The sequence below is a fragment of the Streptomyces sp. NPDC001492 genome (assembly GCF_053597275.1).
This window is the reverse complement of record NZ_JBSFHW010000017.1, coordinates 159622-176070: the sequence shown is the minus strand read 5'-3', so window position 1 is coordinate 176070 and position 16449 is coordinate 159622. Positions and strand designations below refer to the sequence as shown.

General features: G+C 71.9%; 15 protein-coding genes and 1 pseudogene. 8 read left to right on the top strand and 8 right to left on the bottom strand.

The features are described from left to right. The first annotated feature begins 191 nt into the window (after window positions 1–191). Window positions 192–470, top strand: coding sequence for a hypothetical protein (locus tag ACWC1K_RS22685; protein ID WP_450833738.1), 279 nt, complete (start codon window positions 192–194; stop codon window positions 468–470). On the opposite strand, the gene ACWC1K_RS22680 is transcribed toward ACWC1K_RS22685, so the two are convergent. The 3 genes from ACWC1K_RS22680 to ACWC1K_RS22670 are packed head-to-tail and all read right to left on the bottom strand — an operon-like array spanning window position 418 to window position 7125. Continuing rightward, window positions 418–1182: an SDR family NAD(P)-dependent oxidoreductase gene (locus tag ACWC1K_RS22680; protein WP_450833736.1), complete on the bottom strand. Its 765-nt coding sequence runs from the start codon at window positions 1180–1182 to the stop codon at window positions 418–420. The genes ACWC1K_RS22685 and ACWC1K_RS22680 overlap by 53 nt on opposite strands. 32 nt (window positions 1183–1214) lie before the next feature. Beyond that, window positions 1215–2051 (bottom strand): Fpg/Nei family DNA glycosylase, encoded by an 837-nt coding sequence (locus tag ACWC1K_RS22675; protein WP_450833735.1) that lies wholly within the window; start codon window positions 2049–2051, stop codon window positions 1215–1217. Between the two features lie 55 nt (window positions 2052–2106). Continuing rightward, on the bottom strand, window positions 2107–7125 hold the full coding sequence (locus ACWC1K_RS22670) for an ATP-dependent helicase (RefSeq protein ID WP_450833733.1): 5019 nt from the start codon (window positions 7123–7125) through the stop codon (window positions 2107–2109). A gap of 260 nt (window positions 7126–7385) precedes the next feature. Here ACWC1K_RS22670 and ACWC1K_RS22665 point away from each other — a divergent pair. The 3 genes and pseudogenes from ACWC1K_RS22665 to ACWC1K_RS22655 all read left to right on the top strand — a co-directional run. Then, window positions 7386–8279 (top strand): annotated as a pseudogene (locus ACWC1K_RS22665) (AraC family transcriptional regulator); the annotation flags it as partial. Beyond that, window positions 8252–9013, top strand: coding sequence for an AzlC family ABC transporter permease (locus tag ACWC1K_RS22660; protein WP_450833731.1), 762 nt, complete (start codon window positions 8252–8254; stop codon window positions 9011–9013). The pseudogene ACWC1K_RS22665 and the gene ACWC1K_RS22660, both read left to right, overlap by 28 nt. Then, window positions 9010–9318 (top strand): AzlD domain-containing protein, encoded by a 309-nt coding sequence (locus ACWC1K_RS22655; RefSeq protein WP_450833730.1) that lies wholly within the window; start codon window positions 9010–9012, stop codon window positions 9316–9318. The genes ACWC1K_RS22660 and ACWC1K_RS22655 overlap by 4 nt, the downstream gene beginning before the upstream one ends. Window positions 9319–9329: 11 nt before the next feature. Here the strand turns inward: ACWC1K_RS22655 and ACWC1K_RS22650 are convergent, their stop codons facing one another. Then, window positions 9330–10274: a hypothetical protein gene (locus tag ACWC1K_RS22650; RefSeq protein WP_450833729.1), complete on the bottom strand. Its 945-nt coding sequence runs from the start codon at window positions 10272–10274 to the stop codon at window positions 9330–9332. A gap of 80 nt (window positions 10275–10354) precedes the next feature. Here ACWC1K_RS22650 and ACWC1K_RS22645 point away from each other — a divergent pair, with 80 nt between their 5' ends. Beyond that, window positions 10355–10549 (top strand): DUF3046 domain-containing protein, encoded by a 195-nt coding sequence (locus ACWC1K_RS22645; protein ID WP_351482413.1) that lies wholly within the window; start codon window positions 10355–10357, stop codon window positions 10547–10549. Between the two features lie 60 nt (window positions 10550–10609). After that, entirely contained in the window at window positions 10610–11878 is a 1269-nt protein-coding gene (locus ACWC1K_RS22640) for an AI-2E family transporter (RefSeq protein WP_450833728.1), read from the top strand. Between the two features lie 30 nt (window positions 11879–11908). Here the strand turns inward: ACWC1K_RS22640 and ACWC1K_RS22635 are convergent, their stop codons facing one another. Next, window positions 11909–12715: a hypothetical protein gene (locus tag ACWC1K_RS22635; RefSeq protein ID WP_450833726.1), complete on the bottom strand. Its 807-nt coding sequence runs from the start codon at window positions 12713–12715 to the stop codon at window positions 11909–11911. A 361-nt stretch (window positions 12716–13076) separates the two neighbouring features. Here ACWC1K_RS22635 and recA point away from each other — a divergent pair, with 361 nt between their 5' ends. Continuing rightward, on the top strand, window positions 13077–14201 hold the full coding sequence (recA, locus tag ACWC1K_RS22630) for a recombinase RecA (RefSeq protein WP_351482421.1): 1125 nt from the start codon (window positions 13077–13079) through the stop codon (window positions 14199–14201). A 3-nt stretch (window positions 14202–14204) separates the two neighbouring features. Next, entirely contained in the window at window positions 14205–15098 is an 894-nt protein-coding gene (recX, locus tag ACWC1K_RS22625; protein ID WP_450833724.1) for a recombination regulator RecX, read from the top strand. Window positions 15099–15263: 165 nt separating this feature from the next. Here recX and ACWC1K_RS22620 read toward each other — a convergent pair whose 3' ends face one another. The 3 genes from ACWC1K_RS22620 to ACWC1K_RS22610 form a co-directional block, all read right to left on the bottom strand. Further along, the gene (locus ACWC1K_RS22620; RefSeq protein ID WP_450833723.1) at window positions 15264–15695 is read right to left on the bottom strand and encodes a rhodanese-like domain-containing protein; all 432 of its coding nucleotides are present in this window, start codon (window positions 15693–15695) and stop codon (window positions 15264–15266) included. After that, entirely contained in the window at window positions 15692–16231 is a 540-nt protein-coding gene (locus tag ACWC1K_RS22615; RefSeq protein WP_450833721.1) for a cysteine dioxygenase, read from the bottom strand. The genes ACWC1K_RS22620 and ACWC1K_RS22615 overlap by 4 nt, the downstream gene beginning before the upstream one ends. Before the next feature lie 77 nt (window positions 16232–16308). Next, a complete protein-coding gene (locus tag ACWC1K_RS22610; RefSeq protein ID WP_309544753.1) occupies window positions 16309–16380 on the bottom strand; it encodes a putative leader peptide in 72 nt (23 codons plus the stop codon). Between the last annotated feature and the right edge of the window lie 69 nt (window positions 16381–16449).

Genomic DNA, 16449 nt, shown 5'->3' with positions numbered 1-16449 from the left:
CAGGAACAGCTGGGGAGGTGCGGTCGGGGTTTTCGTGTACCCGGAGGGTCGAACGGCTGTACGGTCCGTTTGCCGGTGTGGTCCCGGGCGGTCATGGTGGATGCCTGCGATGCGTTGCGCCCATGTGCCGTCGGTGCGCCCTTTCCGGGGGTGAAGGCGGCGGTCTAGCTTCGGGGCCGGAGGTGGCGTCCATGGCACGGCCGACAGTGCGCTGGGGGGCGTTTCTCGGGCTCGGGGTGCTGTGGTGGTGGGCGGTGCTGCGGCTTGCGCTTGCGCCCGGTGCCGGTGTGCTGGAGGGGGCGGTCGCCGCGGGTGGCTGGGGGCTGGGTCTGCTGCCGGTGCACTGTGTGCCGAAGACGGGGGCGACGGGCGCCGTAGGGGCAGGGCGGTGGCGGGTGGCCTGGCGGACGGCCCGCCTCACCACGGCATCGCCACCCCGCCGTTCGGACGCAGGATCTGGCCCGTCGTGAACGACGAGGCGTCGGACGCCAGATACAGCACGGTGTGAGCGACGTCCTCCGGTTCGCCGACCCGGCCCAGCGGTGACATCCGGGCCATCAGCGCCTCGGTCTGCGCCTGCGCCTCGGCCTCGTGGCGGTCGGTCATGGGGGTGCGGATCCAGCCGGGGGCGACCGCATTGACCCGGATCCCGTGCCGGCCGACCTCGTTCGCCAGGGTCTTCGTCAGCTGGACGACGGCCGCCTTGGACACCCCGTAGCAGAGCAGGCCGGGGCGGCCGGTGTCGACGGCGCCGGAGGCCATGGTGATGATGCTGCCGCCGGTCTTCCCATCCAGCATCAGACGGGCGGCCTCCTGGCAGGCGTACAGCACTCCCTTGAAGTTCACGTTCAGCACGCGGTCCAGGTCCTCGTCCCGGGTCTCCAGGACCGGGCTGCTGTGCATGATCCCGGCGACCGCAGCCATCACGTCCAAGCGCTCGCAGGACTCGACGGCCTGTCTGAGCTGCCTCCGGTCGGTGACGTCGAGGTGGTGGACACGGGCGGTGCCGCCGCCGTCCTTGATCAGGGTCGCCGTCTCGTGCAGGCCCTGTGCGTCGCGGTCGGCGCAGTGGACCGTGGCGCCCGCTTCGGCGAGCAGCACGGCCGAGGCGCGGCCGATGCCGCCGGCCGCTCCGGTGACGAATGCGGTGCGTCCGGTGAGTTCGTACGCCTTGACGGACATGAAGGGACGGTACGAGGGTTTCTGACGGCCCGTCAATTAGTCGTACGGCGTGGAGTTCCGCGGGGTGGGGAAGTGCTCGGTGCCGGTCCCGTCTGGCAGCTGGGGCACCAGTAGGTGGGGCGTTCACGGGAGCCGTCGCCCTGGTCCGCCACGCGGACGGAGGTGTGGCAGCGCAGACAGGGGCGGGGTGCGCGGCCGTACACAAAGAGGTCCTGGCCGCGGCGGCCCGTCGTGGTGCGGACCGGGCGGTCGCGGTTGGCCTCCAGGAGCTTCTTGGCGAGCGCGGGCAGCTTGGCCGCCCGGTCGGCGGGCAGCGCCCCGACGGGGAGCCAGGGGGTGGCGCCGAGCAGGAAGCAGAGCTCGCTCTTGTACACATTGCCGATGCCGGCGAGGTTGCGCTGGTCCAGGAGGGCCTCGCCGAGGGGGCGGACGGGGTCGGCGAGCAGGTTGGCGAGCGCCTGCTGCGGGTCCCAGTCCGGGCCCAGGAGGTCGGGGCCGAGGTGGCCGACGGCGCGCTGTTCGTCGGTGGTGCGCAGGAGGTCGAGGACGGGAAGCCGGTAGCCGACTGCAGTGCGGTCGGCGTTGCCCAGGATCACACGGATCTGGTGGGCGGGGCCGCCGGTCCAGCGCCGGCCGTTCGCGTACACCTTCCAGGAGCCGTCCATCCGCAGGTGGGAGTGGAGTGTGAGGCCGCCCTCGATACGCGTCAGGAGGTGCTTGCCGCGCGGGGTGACGTCCAGGACGGTACGGCCCGTGAGGTCGGTCGTGGCGTACTTGGGCACCCGGAAGTCGCTACGGGTCAGCACCTTGCCGGCGAGGGCGTCGTGCAGGCGTTTCGCCGTCTGCCAGACCGTGTCTCCTTCGGGCATGGGTCAAGGGTGTCACGGGCGGGCGCGCGCGGGCTCGGACAGCGGGCCCCAGCCGTTACGCCCGCAGCCGTAGGCCCCGCGGGGTTGCGATGAAGCCAGCTCCCTCCAGGAGAGTGCCGATGGGGGACGTCAGGGCCGAGGCGCCGTTGACCCGCTCCACCGTGACGGTGCCGAGCGAGCCTGCTCGGGCGGCTGCGGCCAGGGCTTGTGCGGCGGCCTCCAGGCGCGGGTCCTCGGCGGCGGTGCCTTCCGGGTCGGCGGGCCAGGCCAGGAGTGTCTTGCCGCCGCGCTCCATGTAAAGCGTCAGTTCCCCGTCGACGAGGACCACCAGGGAGCCCGCCTTTCGGCCCGGCTTGTGCCCCGCGCCGGTCGGGGGCTCCGGCCAGGGCAGTGCTGCGCCGTACGCGTTCGCCGGATCCGCTGCGGCGAGGACGACGGCTCGGGAGTCGGGAGCGGGGCGGGGGCGGCGATCCGGGTAGGCGGAGCCGTACGAGCCGGGGCCGCTTCGGGGGCCGCCTGCGCCTGGGGAGGCGAGGTCGCGGGGCGAGACGTATTCGTCCCGTGAGGCGCGAGCGGGCGGGAGGCCGAAGTCGTCCTCGAAGCCGGTGATGTCGAACTCGGGCCGGTCCCCGCTCCGGGAGGTTCCGCTCCCCGAGTCGAAGCCGCTTGTCCAGTCGAAGGTGTCGGGGTCGTCGGAGCTGTGGGGTGTGTGGCCGTGGGGCGTACCGGCGCTCGGGTCGCCGGGCGCGGTGAAGGCGTGGGACGAGCCGAAGGGGTCGGCGGGAAAGCCGCTCGGCGTGCCGCCGGCCGTGGGCTGCGGCAGGGTTTCGCCGCGGTCGCGGGCGTTGGACACGGCGCGCAGGCGGTCCACCGCGCCGTCCATCGCGAACTGGGCCGCGCCGAGCCCCTCCACCACATAGCCGCGCCGCGCCTGGCCGCTCTCCTCGAAGGCGGACAGAATGCGGTACATCGCCGAGAAGCCGCCCTCGATGCCTTCCGCGGACACGGCGCCCCGGGTGACCACACCGTGCCGGTCCAGGAGGGTGCGGGCGACGGCGTGCGCGCGCACCGTCGGGTCGGCCTCGCGAGGCGGGAGCAGGGACCAGCGGCCCGCGACGGTCGGCGGACCGCTACGGGAGGCGGGGCGGGCCGCTGCGGTCAGGGAGCCGTAACGCCCGCGGGGGACGCTGCGCTTGGCGCGGTGGGCCGTGGAGCCCGCGGTGCGGCCCGAGCCCAGCAGGGAGCGCATGGGGGCCAGCGTGTCGTTCGTGAGGCGTCCGGACCAGGCCAGGTCCCAGACGGCGTCGGCCAGTTGGGGATCAGTGACCTGGGGGTGGGTGGTGGCGCGGACCTGGTCGGCGATCTGGCGGAAGAACAGGCCGTAGCCCCCGGAGAGGGCGTCCAGCACGGACTGGTGGAGCGCGGTCAGCTCCAGGAGATGGGGCGGGGGCTGGAGCAGGGGAGCAGCGTCCGCCAGATACAGCGAGACCCAGCCGTCCTTGCCGGGAAGGGCGCCGGCGCCGGCCCAGACGACCTCTCCGGCGGCGGTGAGCTCGTCGAGCATCGCGGGCGTGTAGTTGGCGACGCGGGACGGCAGGACCAGCTTCTCCAGGGCCGACGCGGGCACGGATGCGCCCTGCAACTGCTCGACGGCACGCACCAGTCCGTCGACACCGCGCAGGCCGTGCCCCTTGCCGATGTGCTGCCACTGCGGCAGGAACTGGGCGAGCGCGGCCGGTGCCACCGGTTCCAGCTCGTGCCGCAGCGCGGCCAGGGAACGACGGCGCAGTCGGCGCAGTACCGCCGCGTCGCACCACTCCTGGCCGATGCCCGCCGGATGGAACTCGCCCTGGACGACACGGCCGTTCGCAGCAAGGCGCTGGAGTGCGCCTTCCGTGACGGCCACGCCCAGGCCGAAACGGGCCGCCGCCGTGGCCGAGGTGAAGGGGCCGTGGGTCCGGGCGTAGCGGGCGAGGAGGTCTCCGAGGGGGTCCTTCACCGGCTCCGTGAAGGCCTCCGGGACACCGACCGGCAGGGCCGTGCCGAGGGCGTCGCGCAGCCGGCCCGCGTCCTCGATCGCCGCCCAGTGGTCCGCGCCGGCGATGCGGACCCTGATCGCGCGGCGGGCGCCGGCCAGCTCCTGTGCCCACTGCGGCTCTGCGCCGCGTTCAGCCAGCTCCGCCTCGGTCAACGGGCCGAGCAGGCGCAGGAGATCGGCGACACCCTCGGCGTCCTTGACGCGCCGGTCCTCGGTGAGCCACTGGAGCTCCCGCTCCAGCTCGGTCAGCACCTCGGCGTCGAGCAGTTCGCGCAGCTCCGCCTGGCCCAGCAGCTCGGCCAGCAGCCGCGAGTCCAGGGAGAGGGCGGCGGCGCGGCGCTCGGCGAGCGGTGAGTCTCCCTCGTAGAGGAACTGGGCGACGTACCCGAAGAGGAGGGAGCGGGCGAAGGGGGAGGGCTCGGGGGTGGTGACCTCGACCAGGCGTACCTTGCGGGACTCCAGGTCGCCCATCAGCTCGACGAGGCCGGGGACGTCGAAGACGTCCTGGAGGCACTCGCGGACCGCTTCCAGGACGATCGGGAACGAGCCGAACTCGCTGGCCACCTGAAGCAGTTGGGAGGCGCGCTGGCGCTGCTGCCACAACGGGGTGCGCTTGCCCGGATTGCGGCGCGGCAGCAGCAGCGCGCGAGCTGCGCACTCGCGGAAGCGGGACGCGAACAGGGCGGAGCTGCCCACCTGGTCGGTGACCACCTGGTCGACCTCGCCCTTGTCGAAGACGACGTCCGCCGCGCCGACGGGTGCCTGGTCGGCGTCGTACTCCGTGCCCGCCTTCATCGGTTCCTGGTCGAGCAGGTCCAGGCCCATCAGGTCGGCGTCCGGGAGGCGCAGCACGATGCCGTCGTCGGCGTGCATGACCTGGGCGTCCATGCCGTAGCGCTCGGAGAGCTTGGCGCCGAGGGCGAGTGCCCACGGCGCGTGCACCTGGGCACCGAAGGGGGAGTGGACGACGACCCGCCAGTCGCCGAGCTCGTCCCGGAAGCGCTCCACGACGATCGTGCGGTCGTCAGGGACGTGACCGCAGGCCTCGCGTTGCTCGTCCAGGTAGGACAGGACGTTGTCCGCGGCCCAGGCGTCCAGGCCCGCCGCGAGGAGGCGCAGCCGGGCGTCCTCCTTGGGCAGCGAGCCGACCTCGCGCAGGAACTGGCCGACCGCACGGCCCAGTTCCAGCGGGCGGCCGAGCTGGTCGCCCTTCCAGAAGGGGAGCCGGCCCGGTACGCCCGGCGCGGGGGAGACCAGGACGCGGTCGCGGGTGATGTCCTCGATGCGCCAGGAACTGGTGCCGAGCGTGAAGACGTCTCCCACGCGCGACTCGTAGACCATCTCCTCGTCGAGCTCACCGACCCTGCCGCCGCCCTTCTTGGGGTCGGCTCCGGCGAGGAACACCCCGAAGAGCCCGCGGTCGGGGATGGTGCCGCCGGAGGTGACGGCGAGGCGCTGAGCGCCGGGACGGCCGGTGACCGTGCCGGCGACGCGGTCCCACACCACGCGCGGGCGCAGCTCGGCGAACGCGTCGGACGGATAGCGGCCCGCGAGCATGTCGAGGACCGCAGTGAACGCCGACTCCGGGAGTGAGGCGAAGGGCGCGGCCCGGCGGACCGTGGCGAGCAGGTCGTCGACCTGCCAGGTGTCCAGGGCCGTCATCGCGACCAGTTGCTGTGCCAGGACGTCCAGGGGGTTGGCGGGGACCTTCAGGGATTCGATGGAGCCGGTGCGCATGCGCTCGGTGACCACCGCCGCCTGGACGAGGTCGCCGCGGTACTTGGGGAAGACCACGCCGGTGGAGACCGCGCCCACCTGGTGTCCCGCGCGGCCCACGCGCTGCAGGCCGGAGGCGACGGACGGCGGGGACTCGACTTGGACGACGAGGTCGACCGCGCCCATGTCGATGCCGAGTTCGAGGCTCGAGGTCGCGACCACGGCGGGCAGGCGGCCCGCCTTGAGGTCCTCCTCGACGAGGGCGCGCTGCTCCTTGGAGACCGAGCCGTGGTGGGCGCGGGCGATGACGGGTGGTGCGCCCTGCGCGGCTCCGGAGCCGCCCATGAGCTCGGCCGGGGCGTGGTGCTCGTCCAGGGTCTCGCCGGTGGCCCGCTCGTACGCGATCTCGTTGAGCCTGTTGCACAGACGCTCCGCGAGGCGACGGGAGTTGGCGAACACGATCGTGGAACGGTGGGCCTGGACGAGGTCGGTGATCCGCTCCTCGACGTGCGGCCAGATCGACGGGCGCTCCGTGCCCTCCGATCCGTCGGCGACCGGGGAGCCGCCCAGCTCGCCCAGGTCCTCGACCGGGACGACGACCGAGAGGTCGAACTCCTTGCCCGACTTCGGCTGGACGATCTCCACCTTGCGGCGCGGTGAGAGGTACCGGGCGACCTCGTCGACCGGGCGGACCGTCGCCGAGAGGCCGATGCGGCGGGCCGGCTTCGGCAGGATCTCGTCCAGCCGCTCCAGGGAGAGGGCGAGATGTGCGCCACGCTTGGTGCCCGCCACCGCATGCACCTCGTCGAGGATCACCGTCTCGATGCCGGTCAGCGCGTCGCGCGTGGCCGACGTCAGCATCAGGAACAGGGACTCCGGGGTGGTGATCAGGATGTCCGGGGGGCGGGTGGCCAGGGCGCGGCGCTCGGCGGCAGGAGTGTCCCCGGAGCGGATGCCCACCTTCACCTCGGGCTCGGGCAGGCCCCGGCGCACGGATTCCTGGCGGATACCGGTCAGGGGGCTGCGGAGGTTGCGCTCGACGTCGACCGCGAGGGCCTTGAGCGGTGACACGTACAGGACGCGGCAGCGCTTCCTGGGGTCTGCGGGCGGGGGTGTCGAGGCCAGCTGGTCCAGGGCGGCGAGGAACGCGGCCAGGGTCTTGCCGGAGCCGGTGGGGGCGACCACCAGCACGTCCGAGCCCTCTCTGATGGCCTGCCACGCGCCTGCCTGGGCCGCGGTGGGCGCGGAGAAGGCGCCCGTGAACCAGCCGCGGGTCGCGGGGGAGAAGCCGTCCAGGGCTCGGTGTGCGGAGCTGACCATGCGTCCATCCTGCACCCGGCCACTGACAATGGGTCTGACCTGCGAGTTCGCTGCGCTGGGCTTGGGCCGGGCGCGAATTGGTTCGTTGTGGGTCGGGGTCGCGGCGGTACGGCGAGCCCGCCGCCCGCTGTTCGTCCGCCTGGTGCCTGAGCGGGCCGGTGGTGGGGCCAGGTAAGCGGCGGGCTGCGTCATACCGCGGCGACCCGCTCCTATCCGTCGGCGGCCGTGGGTGGGTGGGGGTGGAGGTGGAGAATGGGGGTATGGCGGGGTCGGGGAAGGAGTTGGCTCGGCACTGGCAGTACGCCGAGCTGCCCGGCGTCGATCTGCTGCGTGCCCGGTACGTCCGCAAGGAGTTTGTGCGGCATACGCACGAGAACTTCGTCATCGCCGCCATTGCCGACGGGGTCGAGGTGTTTCACCATCGCGGGGCGGATCAGTACGCGGGGGCGGGGGCGCTCGCGTTGGTCAATCCGGACACTCCGCACACGGGGCGGGCCGGTGTGCCGGAGGGGTGGCGGTACGGGGCCGTGTATCCGTCGCCCGAGGTGGTGGCCGAGATCGCGGCCGAGACCACGTTCATTCGGGGGACGCCCGGGTTCGTCAGTCCGGTGCTCGACGATCCGTACACCGTGAGGCTTGTGCATCAGGTGCTGCGTGCCGCGGAGGACGGCAATGCGCTGGCCGCGGACACGCTGCTGAGGGTCGCGGTGACGAGGCTGCTACGGCTCAACGGCGGGGCGTTGCCGCAGCGGGAGGTGCGGACGGCGGGTGCCCGGATCGCGGCACGCGCGCGTGCCGTGCTGGAGGAGCGGCTGGCCGGGCCTCCGACCCTGGAGAGGCTTGCTGCCGATCTCGGTACCAGTCCGTTCGCTCTGCTGCGGGCGTTCCGGGACACCTACGGGATGCCGCCGCACGCCTGGCTCACGGACGCGCGGGTGCGGCAGGCGCGACGGCTGCTGGACGCCGGTGCGACGCCCGCGGAGACCGCCGTCGCCGTCGGGTTCACCGATCAGCCGCATCTGAACCGGCACTTCACCCGGATCGTCGGCGTGCCCCCTGGGGCGTACCGGCGTGAGCGCAAGAACGTACAAGACGCGCGAGCGTGACTGCTTCTACCGTCCGGTGCGTGGCAGAAGAGACAGCTCTCGCAGGCATAAGTCCGGAAGGCGGACAAAGGGCCGACTCCGCCGTCGTACGGGACGCCCTAGGAGTCGGCGTCGCCGTAGGAGCGTCCGGCTTCGCCTTCGGGGTGACCTCGGCCGGCAGCGGGCTCACGCTGCTGCAGACCTGCGCACTCAGCCTCCTGGTGTTCACCGGGGCATCCCAGTTCGCCCTGGTGGGGGCGCTCGCGGCCGGGGGCAACCCGCTCACGGCGGCGGCGGGCGCCTTCTTCCTAGGTGTGCGCAACGCCTTCTACGGGCTCCGTCTGTCCCAGTTGCTGGCGCTCCCGCGCGCGGTGCGGCCGTTCGCCGCCCAATGGGTCATCGACGAGACCACCGCGGTCGCGCTGGTGCAGCCCACGCGGCGGAGCACGCGCATCGGGTTCGCCGTCACCGGGCTCAGTCTGTACCTGCTGTGGAATCTCACCACCTTCCTCGGCGCTCTGGGCGCAGACGCCATCGGGGACACCGACGCATGGGGCCTCGACGCCGCCGGGCCGGCCGTTTTTCTCGCCCTGCTCGCGCCGATGCTCAAGACCACCACCGAGCGCACGGTGGCCGGCCTCGCCGTGCTGCCGGGGCTCGGTCTACTGCCCGTGCTGCCCGCCGGAGTGCCCGTCCTGGTGGCCGCGCTGGCAGCGCCCGCCGTTCTGGGCCTGGAGGGCCGCCGCAGGGGCATGTCACGCAGGGAAGCGCACGAGAACGACGTACCGGGGGAGGACCGTTGAACACCTGGATCGCGATCGGCGCGACCGCGTTCGGCTGCTACGCCGTCAAGCTCGCCGGACTGCTCGTACCCGCGGGCGTGCTCGAGAAGCCGCTCGTCAGGCGTCTGGCCGCGCTGTTGCCGGTGGCCCTTCTCGCCGCCCTCACGGCCCAGCAGAGCTTCGCCGACGGGCACGCCCTGGTGCTCGATGCGCGGGTTGCAGGGCTTGCCGCAGCCGCTGTGGCGCTGGTGCTGCGCGCTCCGTTCCTGCTCGTTGTGGCGGCGGCCGTCGTGGTGACCGCCGGAGTGCGCGCCATGGGCGGGTGACGGCGCCCAGGTCAACCGATGGGACGCCCGTGCGCCCTGAGGGTGTGCAGCGCCTCGATCGTTGCCATGGGGCGAGCTTCCAGCGCGGTGCCCGGTGTCCAGGCGGGCCGGCGGACGGGCCAGCCGCCGTCCTCGTGCTGCGCGTCCGCGAGGTGGTCCAGGGAGCGCGTCATCTCGGCATCCGTGAACCACGCGCGCGCCAGGGAGCTCGGCGTCTTCGCGTAGTCGTGCGGGAAGTGGTGCTCACCGGGTGCGCAGCCGAGGGCGACCGGGTACGCGTCGAGGCGGTCGGGCTCCAGAGCCGCGAGCCGCCGTTCGCGCACCAGGCGGCCGAGGCGGTCGGCGGCCGCCTCCGCGCGCGGGCGGTCGGGAGCGGAGTCCAGGAAGGCCACGGCGGCCTCGATCTCGTAGGGGTGGGACTTCTCCAGCGACTCGACGGCATGCCAGCAGAAGTCCGTGGCCCGGAACAGCCAGGCGTGCCAGACCTCGTTGCGGTGCAGCAGGCCCACCACCGGACCTGTGGTGAGGAGTTCGCTGGGCGGGTCGTCCACGATCGGCATGAAGGGGGCCGCCGGATAGCCGCGCTGGCTGGGGTGGATCGCCGGGAGGGCACCGTCCGTCGTGGACACGGCGGTCAGATAGCGGCACACGCGCTCCACCCGCTGTCCGCCACACCGCCCGATGGCATCCAGAGCACGCAGCGCGCGCACGGTGTGCAGCGGCTGGCTGACCGGGCCGCGCAGATCGGGCTCCAGCGCGTGGCCGTACCCGCCGTCCTCGTTGCGGTAAGCGTCCAGCGCGGTCTCCACCGGGTCGGCGCCCCCGTTCAGGAAGTGGTGCGCGAAGAGGCGCTGCTCCAGCACGCGCGCGGTGAGCCAGACGAAGTGCTCGGCGCGGAACAGCGGGGAGCGTGCCGGGGGTGTGGCAGGGAGTGCGGAAGCTCCTGTTTGGGACATGCGTCAGACCGTAGGGCGGAAAGCGGTCTCGGCAAGGGGTCCCGGCCCAGGCCCACCCTCAGGGGCGGGATACTGGAGTCATGCGGTTGACGGTCTTCTGGCAGCGGATGGCGGATCACTTCGGTCCGGGATACGCCGACACCTTCGCACGCGACCACGTGATGGCGGAGCTCGGCGGTCGCACGGTGCGCGGGGCGCTGGACGCGGGCTGGGACGCCAAGGACGTGTGGCGCGTGGTCTGCACAGTCATGGACGTTCCGCGGGAGAAGCACTGATCGGTCACGAAGATCGCAGGACGGTAGTTGATTGTCAGACCAGTGGGCGAGACTGAATCCGTGGCACCCACTGACGAGGCCGGGCAGACGGCCCAGCACGCATCCCCGTTCGGTACGACGCCGCCCGGCCGTCCCCCGGCCGACGGCGCCGGGCCGGGCGTCCGTATGCCGCGCTGGCTGCCGCGCGCCGTGGTGCTCGTCCTCGCCCTCTACGCGGCTTTCCAGCTGGGCACGTGGGCCTTCCATCAGCTCACCGGACTGCTGATCAACATTCTCATCGCGTTCTTCCTGGCCCTGGCCATCGAGCCCGCGGTGAGCTGGATGGCCTCGCGCGGCATACGCAGAGGGCTGGCCACAGGCTTCGTCTTCCTCGCCGTAATGATCATGGCTGCGGGCTTCGTCACCCTGCTCGGCTCCATGCTCGCGGGCCAGATCATCAAGATCGTCGAGGACTTCCCGAACTACCTCGACTCCGTCATCAACTGGGTCAACACACACTTCCACACCGAGCTCAGACGCGTTGACGTCCAGGAGGGACTGCTCCGCTCCAACTGGCTGCGCAACTACGTGCAGAACAGCGCCACCGGTGTGCTGGACGTGTCCGCCCAGGTCCTCGGCGGTCTCTTTCAACTGCTGACGATCGTGCTGTTCTCGTTCTACTTCGCCGCGGACGGCCCGCGGCTGCGCCGCGCGATCTGCTCCGTCCTGCCGCCCGCGCGTCAGGCCGAGGTGCTGCGCGCGTGGGAGATCGCCGTCAACAAGACGGGCGGTTACATCTACTCGCGCGGCCTGATGGCGCTCATCTCCGGCATAGCGCACTACATCCTGCTGCAGTTCCTGGGTGTGCCCTACGCGCCCGTGCTCGGCGTCTGGGTGGGTCTGGTCTCCCAGTTCATCCCGACCATCGGCACCTACCTCGCGGGTGCCCTGCCCATGCTGATCGCCTTCACCGTGGGGCCCTGGTATGCGCTGTGGGTGCTGATCTTCGTCGTGGTCTACCAGCAGTTCGAGAACTACATGCTGCAGCCCAAGCTGACCGCGAAGACCGTCGACATCCACCCCGCCGTCGCCTTCGGTTCGGTCATCGCCGGCACCGCGCTCCTCGGCGCCGTCGGCGCGCTGATCGCCATCCCCGCGGTCGCCACGTTGCAGGCGTTCCTGGGGGCCTATGTGAAGCGGTACGCCGTCACGGACGACCCTCGTGTCCACGGGCACCGGAGAGGGGGATCCGGCCCGGGTCTGCTCACACGCGCGAAGCAGTTGTGGATACGGCGCCCGGGCGTGGCACAGGACGAAGCGGTGGAAGCCGGAGAGGGGTCCTCCTCCTGAGGCACGGCCCGCTGAGCGGGCGCAACCGGCTCAGTGCGTGAGGACGGCCCACACCCCGGCCACGATGACGGCAGCCACGTAGCAGCCGGTCGCCGCGGCCACGATCCGTCGCCGGGCCGACTCGCTCCAGGACGTGCCGGACAGCAGCCGGGCCAGCGCCGGCAGGACGAGCACCGCGTGCAGGCTGACTCCGTGCAGCGGCTTGAGCGGGGCCGTCGAGTGGTAGGCAGCCTCCTGGTGCCCGGTCCGGGTGAGTACGACACCGCGCGCGATCATCGCGGCGCCCGAAGCGAGCGCGACGAGCAGGATCGCGAAGCCGGAACGCACCGCGAGCGCCATCCCCGCGGGACCTGTCGGCCGGTGCCGGAACGACGCGACGGCGAACACGGTGAGCAGCACCACGAGGACGCCACCGCCCACCGCAAGCGTCATGGACACCGCGGTGTCGAACGGTGTCTCCATGTCGAGGTGCGAGGGCACCCGGCGCCAGGCCTGAAGGGTGATACCGCCGACCTCCACGACGCAGTCGGCGGCGAACACGACGAGCAGCAGGGCGCGCAGCCGCGAACCGATCCGCAGATACGACGTCACCCAGGTGACCGCGATCAGCGTCGCCCCGAAGGACAGCCCGAACGTGACGGGCTTGCGCCAGGAGACGGGCCCGTCCCAGGGTCCGCCGTCGACGGCGAACACCACGAGGTGCACGAGTCCGGAGAGGATCAGGACAAGGCCGACGGTGTGGCAGAGGCGCTCAGCCGGGCGGTCCCCCGCCGTGGCTGCGGCGACAGGGGGACGTTCCGCCCTGCCGTCCTCCTGGGTGAGCTGCGGGGTCTCCATGCCTTCAGCTTCGCGAGAGCGCCCCCTCCGGTCGTCGTCCAGCCGGAGACACCCGCCGTACGCCGCAGGGAGCAGCCGGACGGGGCGCGGGTGCGGACAGCGGCCGCATGCCTCGGGGTCCGGCCCGTTGTCGGACTGCGGACGTAGGGTCGGAGGTGCCGCGTGGTGCGCTTGACACGAAAATCGAACATCCATTCTTATGGAGGCTCCGGCGAGGCTCTCGACGGGTAATTCGGCACGGTTTTGACGGAGATGTACCCGAGTTATCCACAGGCCGGACGGGCGTCGGGGCGCATTGTCAGTGGCAGGCGTTAGCGTCTTTGACGTGAAGCGATCGACTCAAGCAAACCGGGTGGAACCCATGGCAGGAACCGACCGCGAGAAGGCGCTCGACGCCGCGCTCGCACAGATTGAACGGCAATTCGGCAAGGGCGCCGTGATGCGCCTCGGCGAGCGGCCGAACGAGCCCATCGAGGTCATCCCCACCGGGTCGACCGCACTCGACGTCGCCCTCGGCGTCGGCGGCCTGCCACGTGGCCGTGTGGTGGAGGTGTACGGCCCGGAGTCCTCCGGTAAGACGACCCTGACGCTGCACGCGGTGGCGAACGCGCAGAAGGCCGGCGGCCAGGTCGCCTTCGTGGACGCCGAGCACGCCCTCGACCCCGAGTACGCGAAGAAGCTGGGCGTCGACATCGACAACCTGATCCTCTCCCAGCCGGACAACGGCGAGCAGGCCCTGGAGATCGTGGACATGCTGGTCCGCTCCGGTGCCCTCGACCTCATCGTCATCGACTCCGTCGCCGCGCTCGTCCCGCGCGCGGAGATCGAGGGCGAGATGGGCGACAGCCACGTCGGCCTCCAGGCCCGTCTGATGAGCCAGGCCCTGCGGAAGATCACCAGCGCGCTCAACCAGTCCAAGACCACCGCGATCTTCATCAACCAGCTCCGCGAGAAGATCGGCGTGATGTTCGGCTCCCCGGAGACCACGACCGGTGGCCGTGCGCTGAAGTTCTACGCCTCGGTGCGCATCGACATCCGCCGCATCGAGACCCTGAAGGACGGCACCGAGGCGGTCGGCAACCGCACCCGCTGCAAGGTCGTCAAGAACAAGGTCGCCCCGCCCTTCAAGCAGGCCGAGTTCGACATCCTCTACGGCCAGGGCATCAGCCGCGAGGGCGGCCTGATCGACATGGGCGTGGAGCACGGCTTCGTCCGCAAGGCCGGCGCCTGGTACACGTACGAGGGCGACCAGCTCGGCCAGGGCAAGGAGAACGCGCGCAACTTCCTGAAGGACAACCCCGACCTGGCCAACGAGATCGAGAAGAAGATCAAGGAGAAGCTGGGCGTCGGAGTACGCCCGGAGGAGCCCACCGCCGAGCCGGGCGCGGACGCCGCCGTCTCCGCCACCGCGGACGACACCGCGAAGACGGCGCCCGCTCCTGCGGCCAAGGCAGCCAAGACCAAGGCTCCGGCTGCCAAGAGCTGACGTATGACACGGCGAACCGACTGGGCCGAGTACGCCTACCCGGACCCTCCGCGAGGAAGGGACGGGAGAGGCGACGCGGCTCTTGACGGGCCGGACGGCGATGCGTACGGGGCTGATACGGACCACGGCGCGCAAGTGAGACACGGCCGCGCGAGGCCACGCGGCACGACGGCGTACGGCATCGGGGGGTCGTACGGCGACGAGCCGGGCGGCAGCGAGTGGCCGGATGACGGGGGACCGGACGGTTTCGGCTCGTCCGGTGGTGGTTCGCGCCGTGGCGGCCGGACCCGTGGGGCGGGCGGCTCCCGCGGGCGCCGGCAGCGGCGCCGCGATGAGCCGTCCGGTGAGCACGGGGATTCCTCCTCCTCGTCGAGGGCCGAGCAGGAGGAATCTCCGGCGGACCCGGTGGAGCGGGCACGGGCGATCTGCCTGCGCCTGCTCACCGGGACCCCGCGCACGCGCAAGCAACTCGCCGACGCCCTGCGTAAGCGGGAGATCCCGGACGAGGCCGCGGAGGAGGTGCTGTCGCGGTTCGAGGAAGTCGGGCTGATCAACGACAGCGCGTTCGCGGACGCCTGGGTGGAGTCCCGGCACCACGGCCGCGGGCTCGCCCGGCGGGCTCTTGCCCAGGAGCTGCGGACCAAGGGGGTCGACTCCACGCTGATCGACGCGGCCGTCTCCCAGCTCGACTCGGAGCAGGAGGAGGCGACCGCGCGCGAACTCGTCGCCCGCAAGCTGCGTTCCACACGCGGCCTCGACCGCGACAAGCGCCTGCGCCGCCTTGCGGGCATGCTCGCCCGCAAGGGCTACTCCGAGGGCATGGCGCTGCGGGTGGTCCGGCAGGCGCTGGAGGAGGAGGGGGAGGACACGGAGTTCCTCGGGGACGAGGGGTTCTGACGGGGCAGGAGCCGACGAGGCGTGGCCGCCGGGATCCGTGCCACACGTAGAACGGCGTGACCATCGCACCCGGCGGCGCGGTCCCTCCTTGCCGGTGCTGTCGTCGTCAACGTCGATGCCATGCCGGACTGCTACGGAGTACCGGCGCCGGCGCCGACCGATCGCCTATGACGTCACCGGCAGCCCCGCCGCCTTCCACGCCTGGAACCCGCCGGCCAGATCCGTGGCCCGTCCCAGCCCCAAACCGTGCAGCGATGCCGCCGCGAGGCTCGATGCGTACCCCTCGTTGCAGATCACCACGACCCGCACCTCGTGACTCGTGGCCTCGGGCACGCGGTGGCTGCCCTGAGGATCGAGGCGCCACTCCAGCTCGTTGCGCTCGACGACCAGGGCGCCGGGAATCAGGCCGTCCCGTTCGCGCAGGGCGGCGTATCGGATGTCGACCAGGAGTGCCTCACCGGCCCGGGCGGCGTCGTACGCCTCCTTCGGCCCGATCCGCTCGTAGCCCCCGCGCACCCGCTCCAGCAGCTCGTCGATGCCGAGGGGCTGTTCGCCCGCACCGCCCGCGTACCCGCCGACCGGACCGCCGCCGCTCACTGCCAGTCCTCCGGACGCTCGACCTGCTCCAGGCGCAGGACCTGGCCCACGCGGCTGTAGCGGCGGATCTGCGGCAGCGGCGGGTAGTAGGCGTGGACGGAGACCGCGTGCCGGTCGGTGGACTCGTTGAGCACCTCGTGGACATGGTGGCGGCCGAAGGCACGCCCCTTGCCGGCCGGCAGCTGCCGCTCCCGGTCCACGCCGTCGGTGAGTTCCAGGGTCTTCCAGCCGTCGGCGGGCAGCCGGGCGGCGAGCGAGTTCTCCTTGAGCTCGCCGGACGCCGTCACGAAGGCACCGACGGACTCGGCGTGGTCGTGCCAGCCGGTGCCCGTGCCGGGCGGCCAGCCGATCAGCCAGGCCTCGCTGCCGCCGGGCCCCTCCAGGCGCACCCAGGTGCGGCCCTCGGGATCGAGCGGGAGGGAGGCGATCAGCTCGGCGTCTGCGGCCGTACGACGTACGAAGTCGAGGAGGTCCGCCTGCGTCGGAGCCTGGACGGCTGTGGCGGCAGAGGGAGGGGCAGAAGGGGAGACAGACACGTGGCACCGTCCTGACGAAGCGTTCGCTGGGCGCGCGGCAGCACCGGAAGGCGCGCGCGGGAAGAAGGGATGCGAATTCAGCAGGACGGACGACACACGCAGCCCGCATAGCGGACGAGGTCCATATGGACCCTCCGCCACAGGCGCACATAGGTGTCGGTCACGATCCGGAGTACACCATTGACGGCGCGAGCGGTCAACTCACCGTCACTATGTGG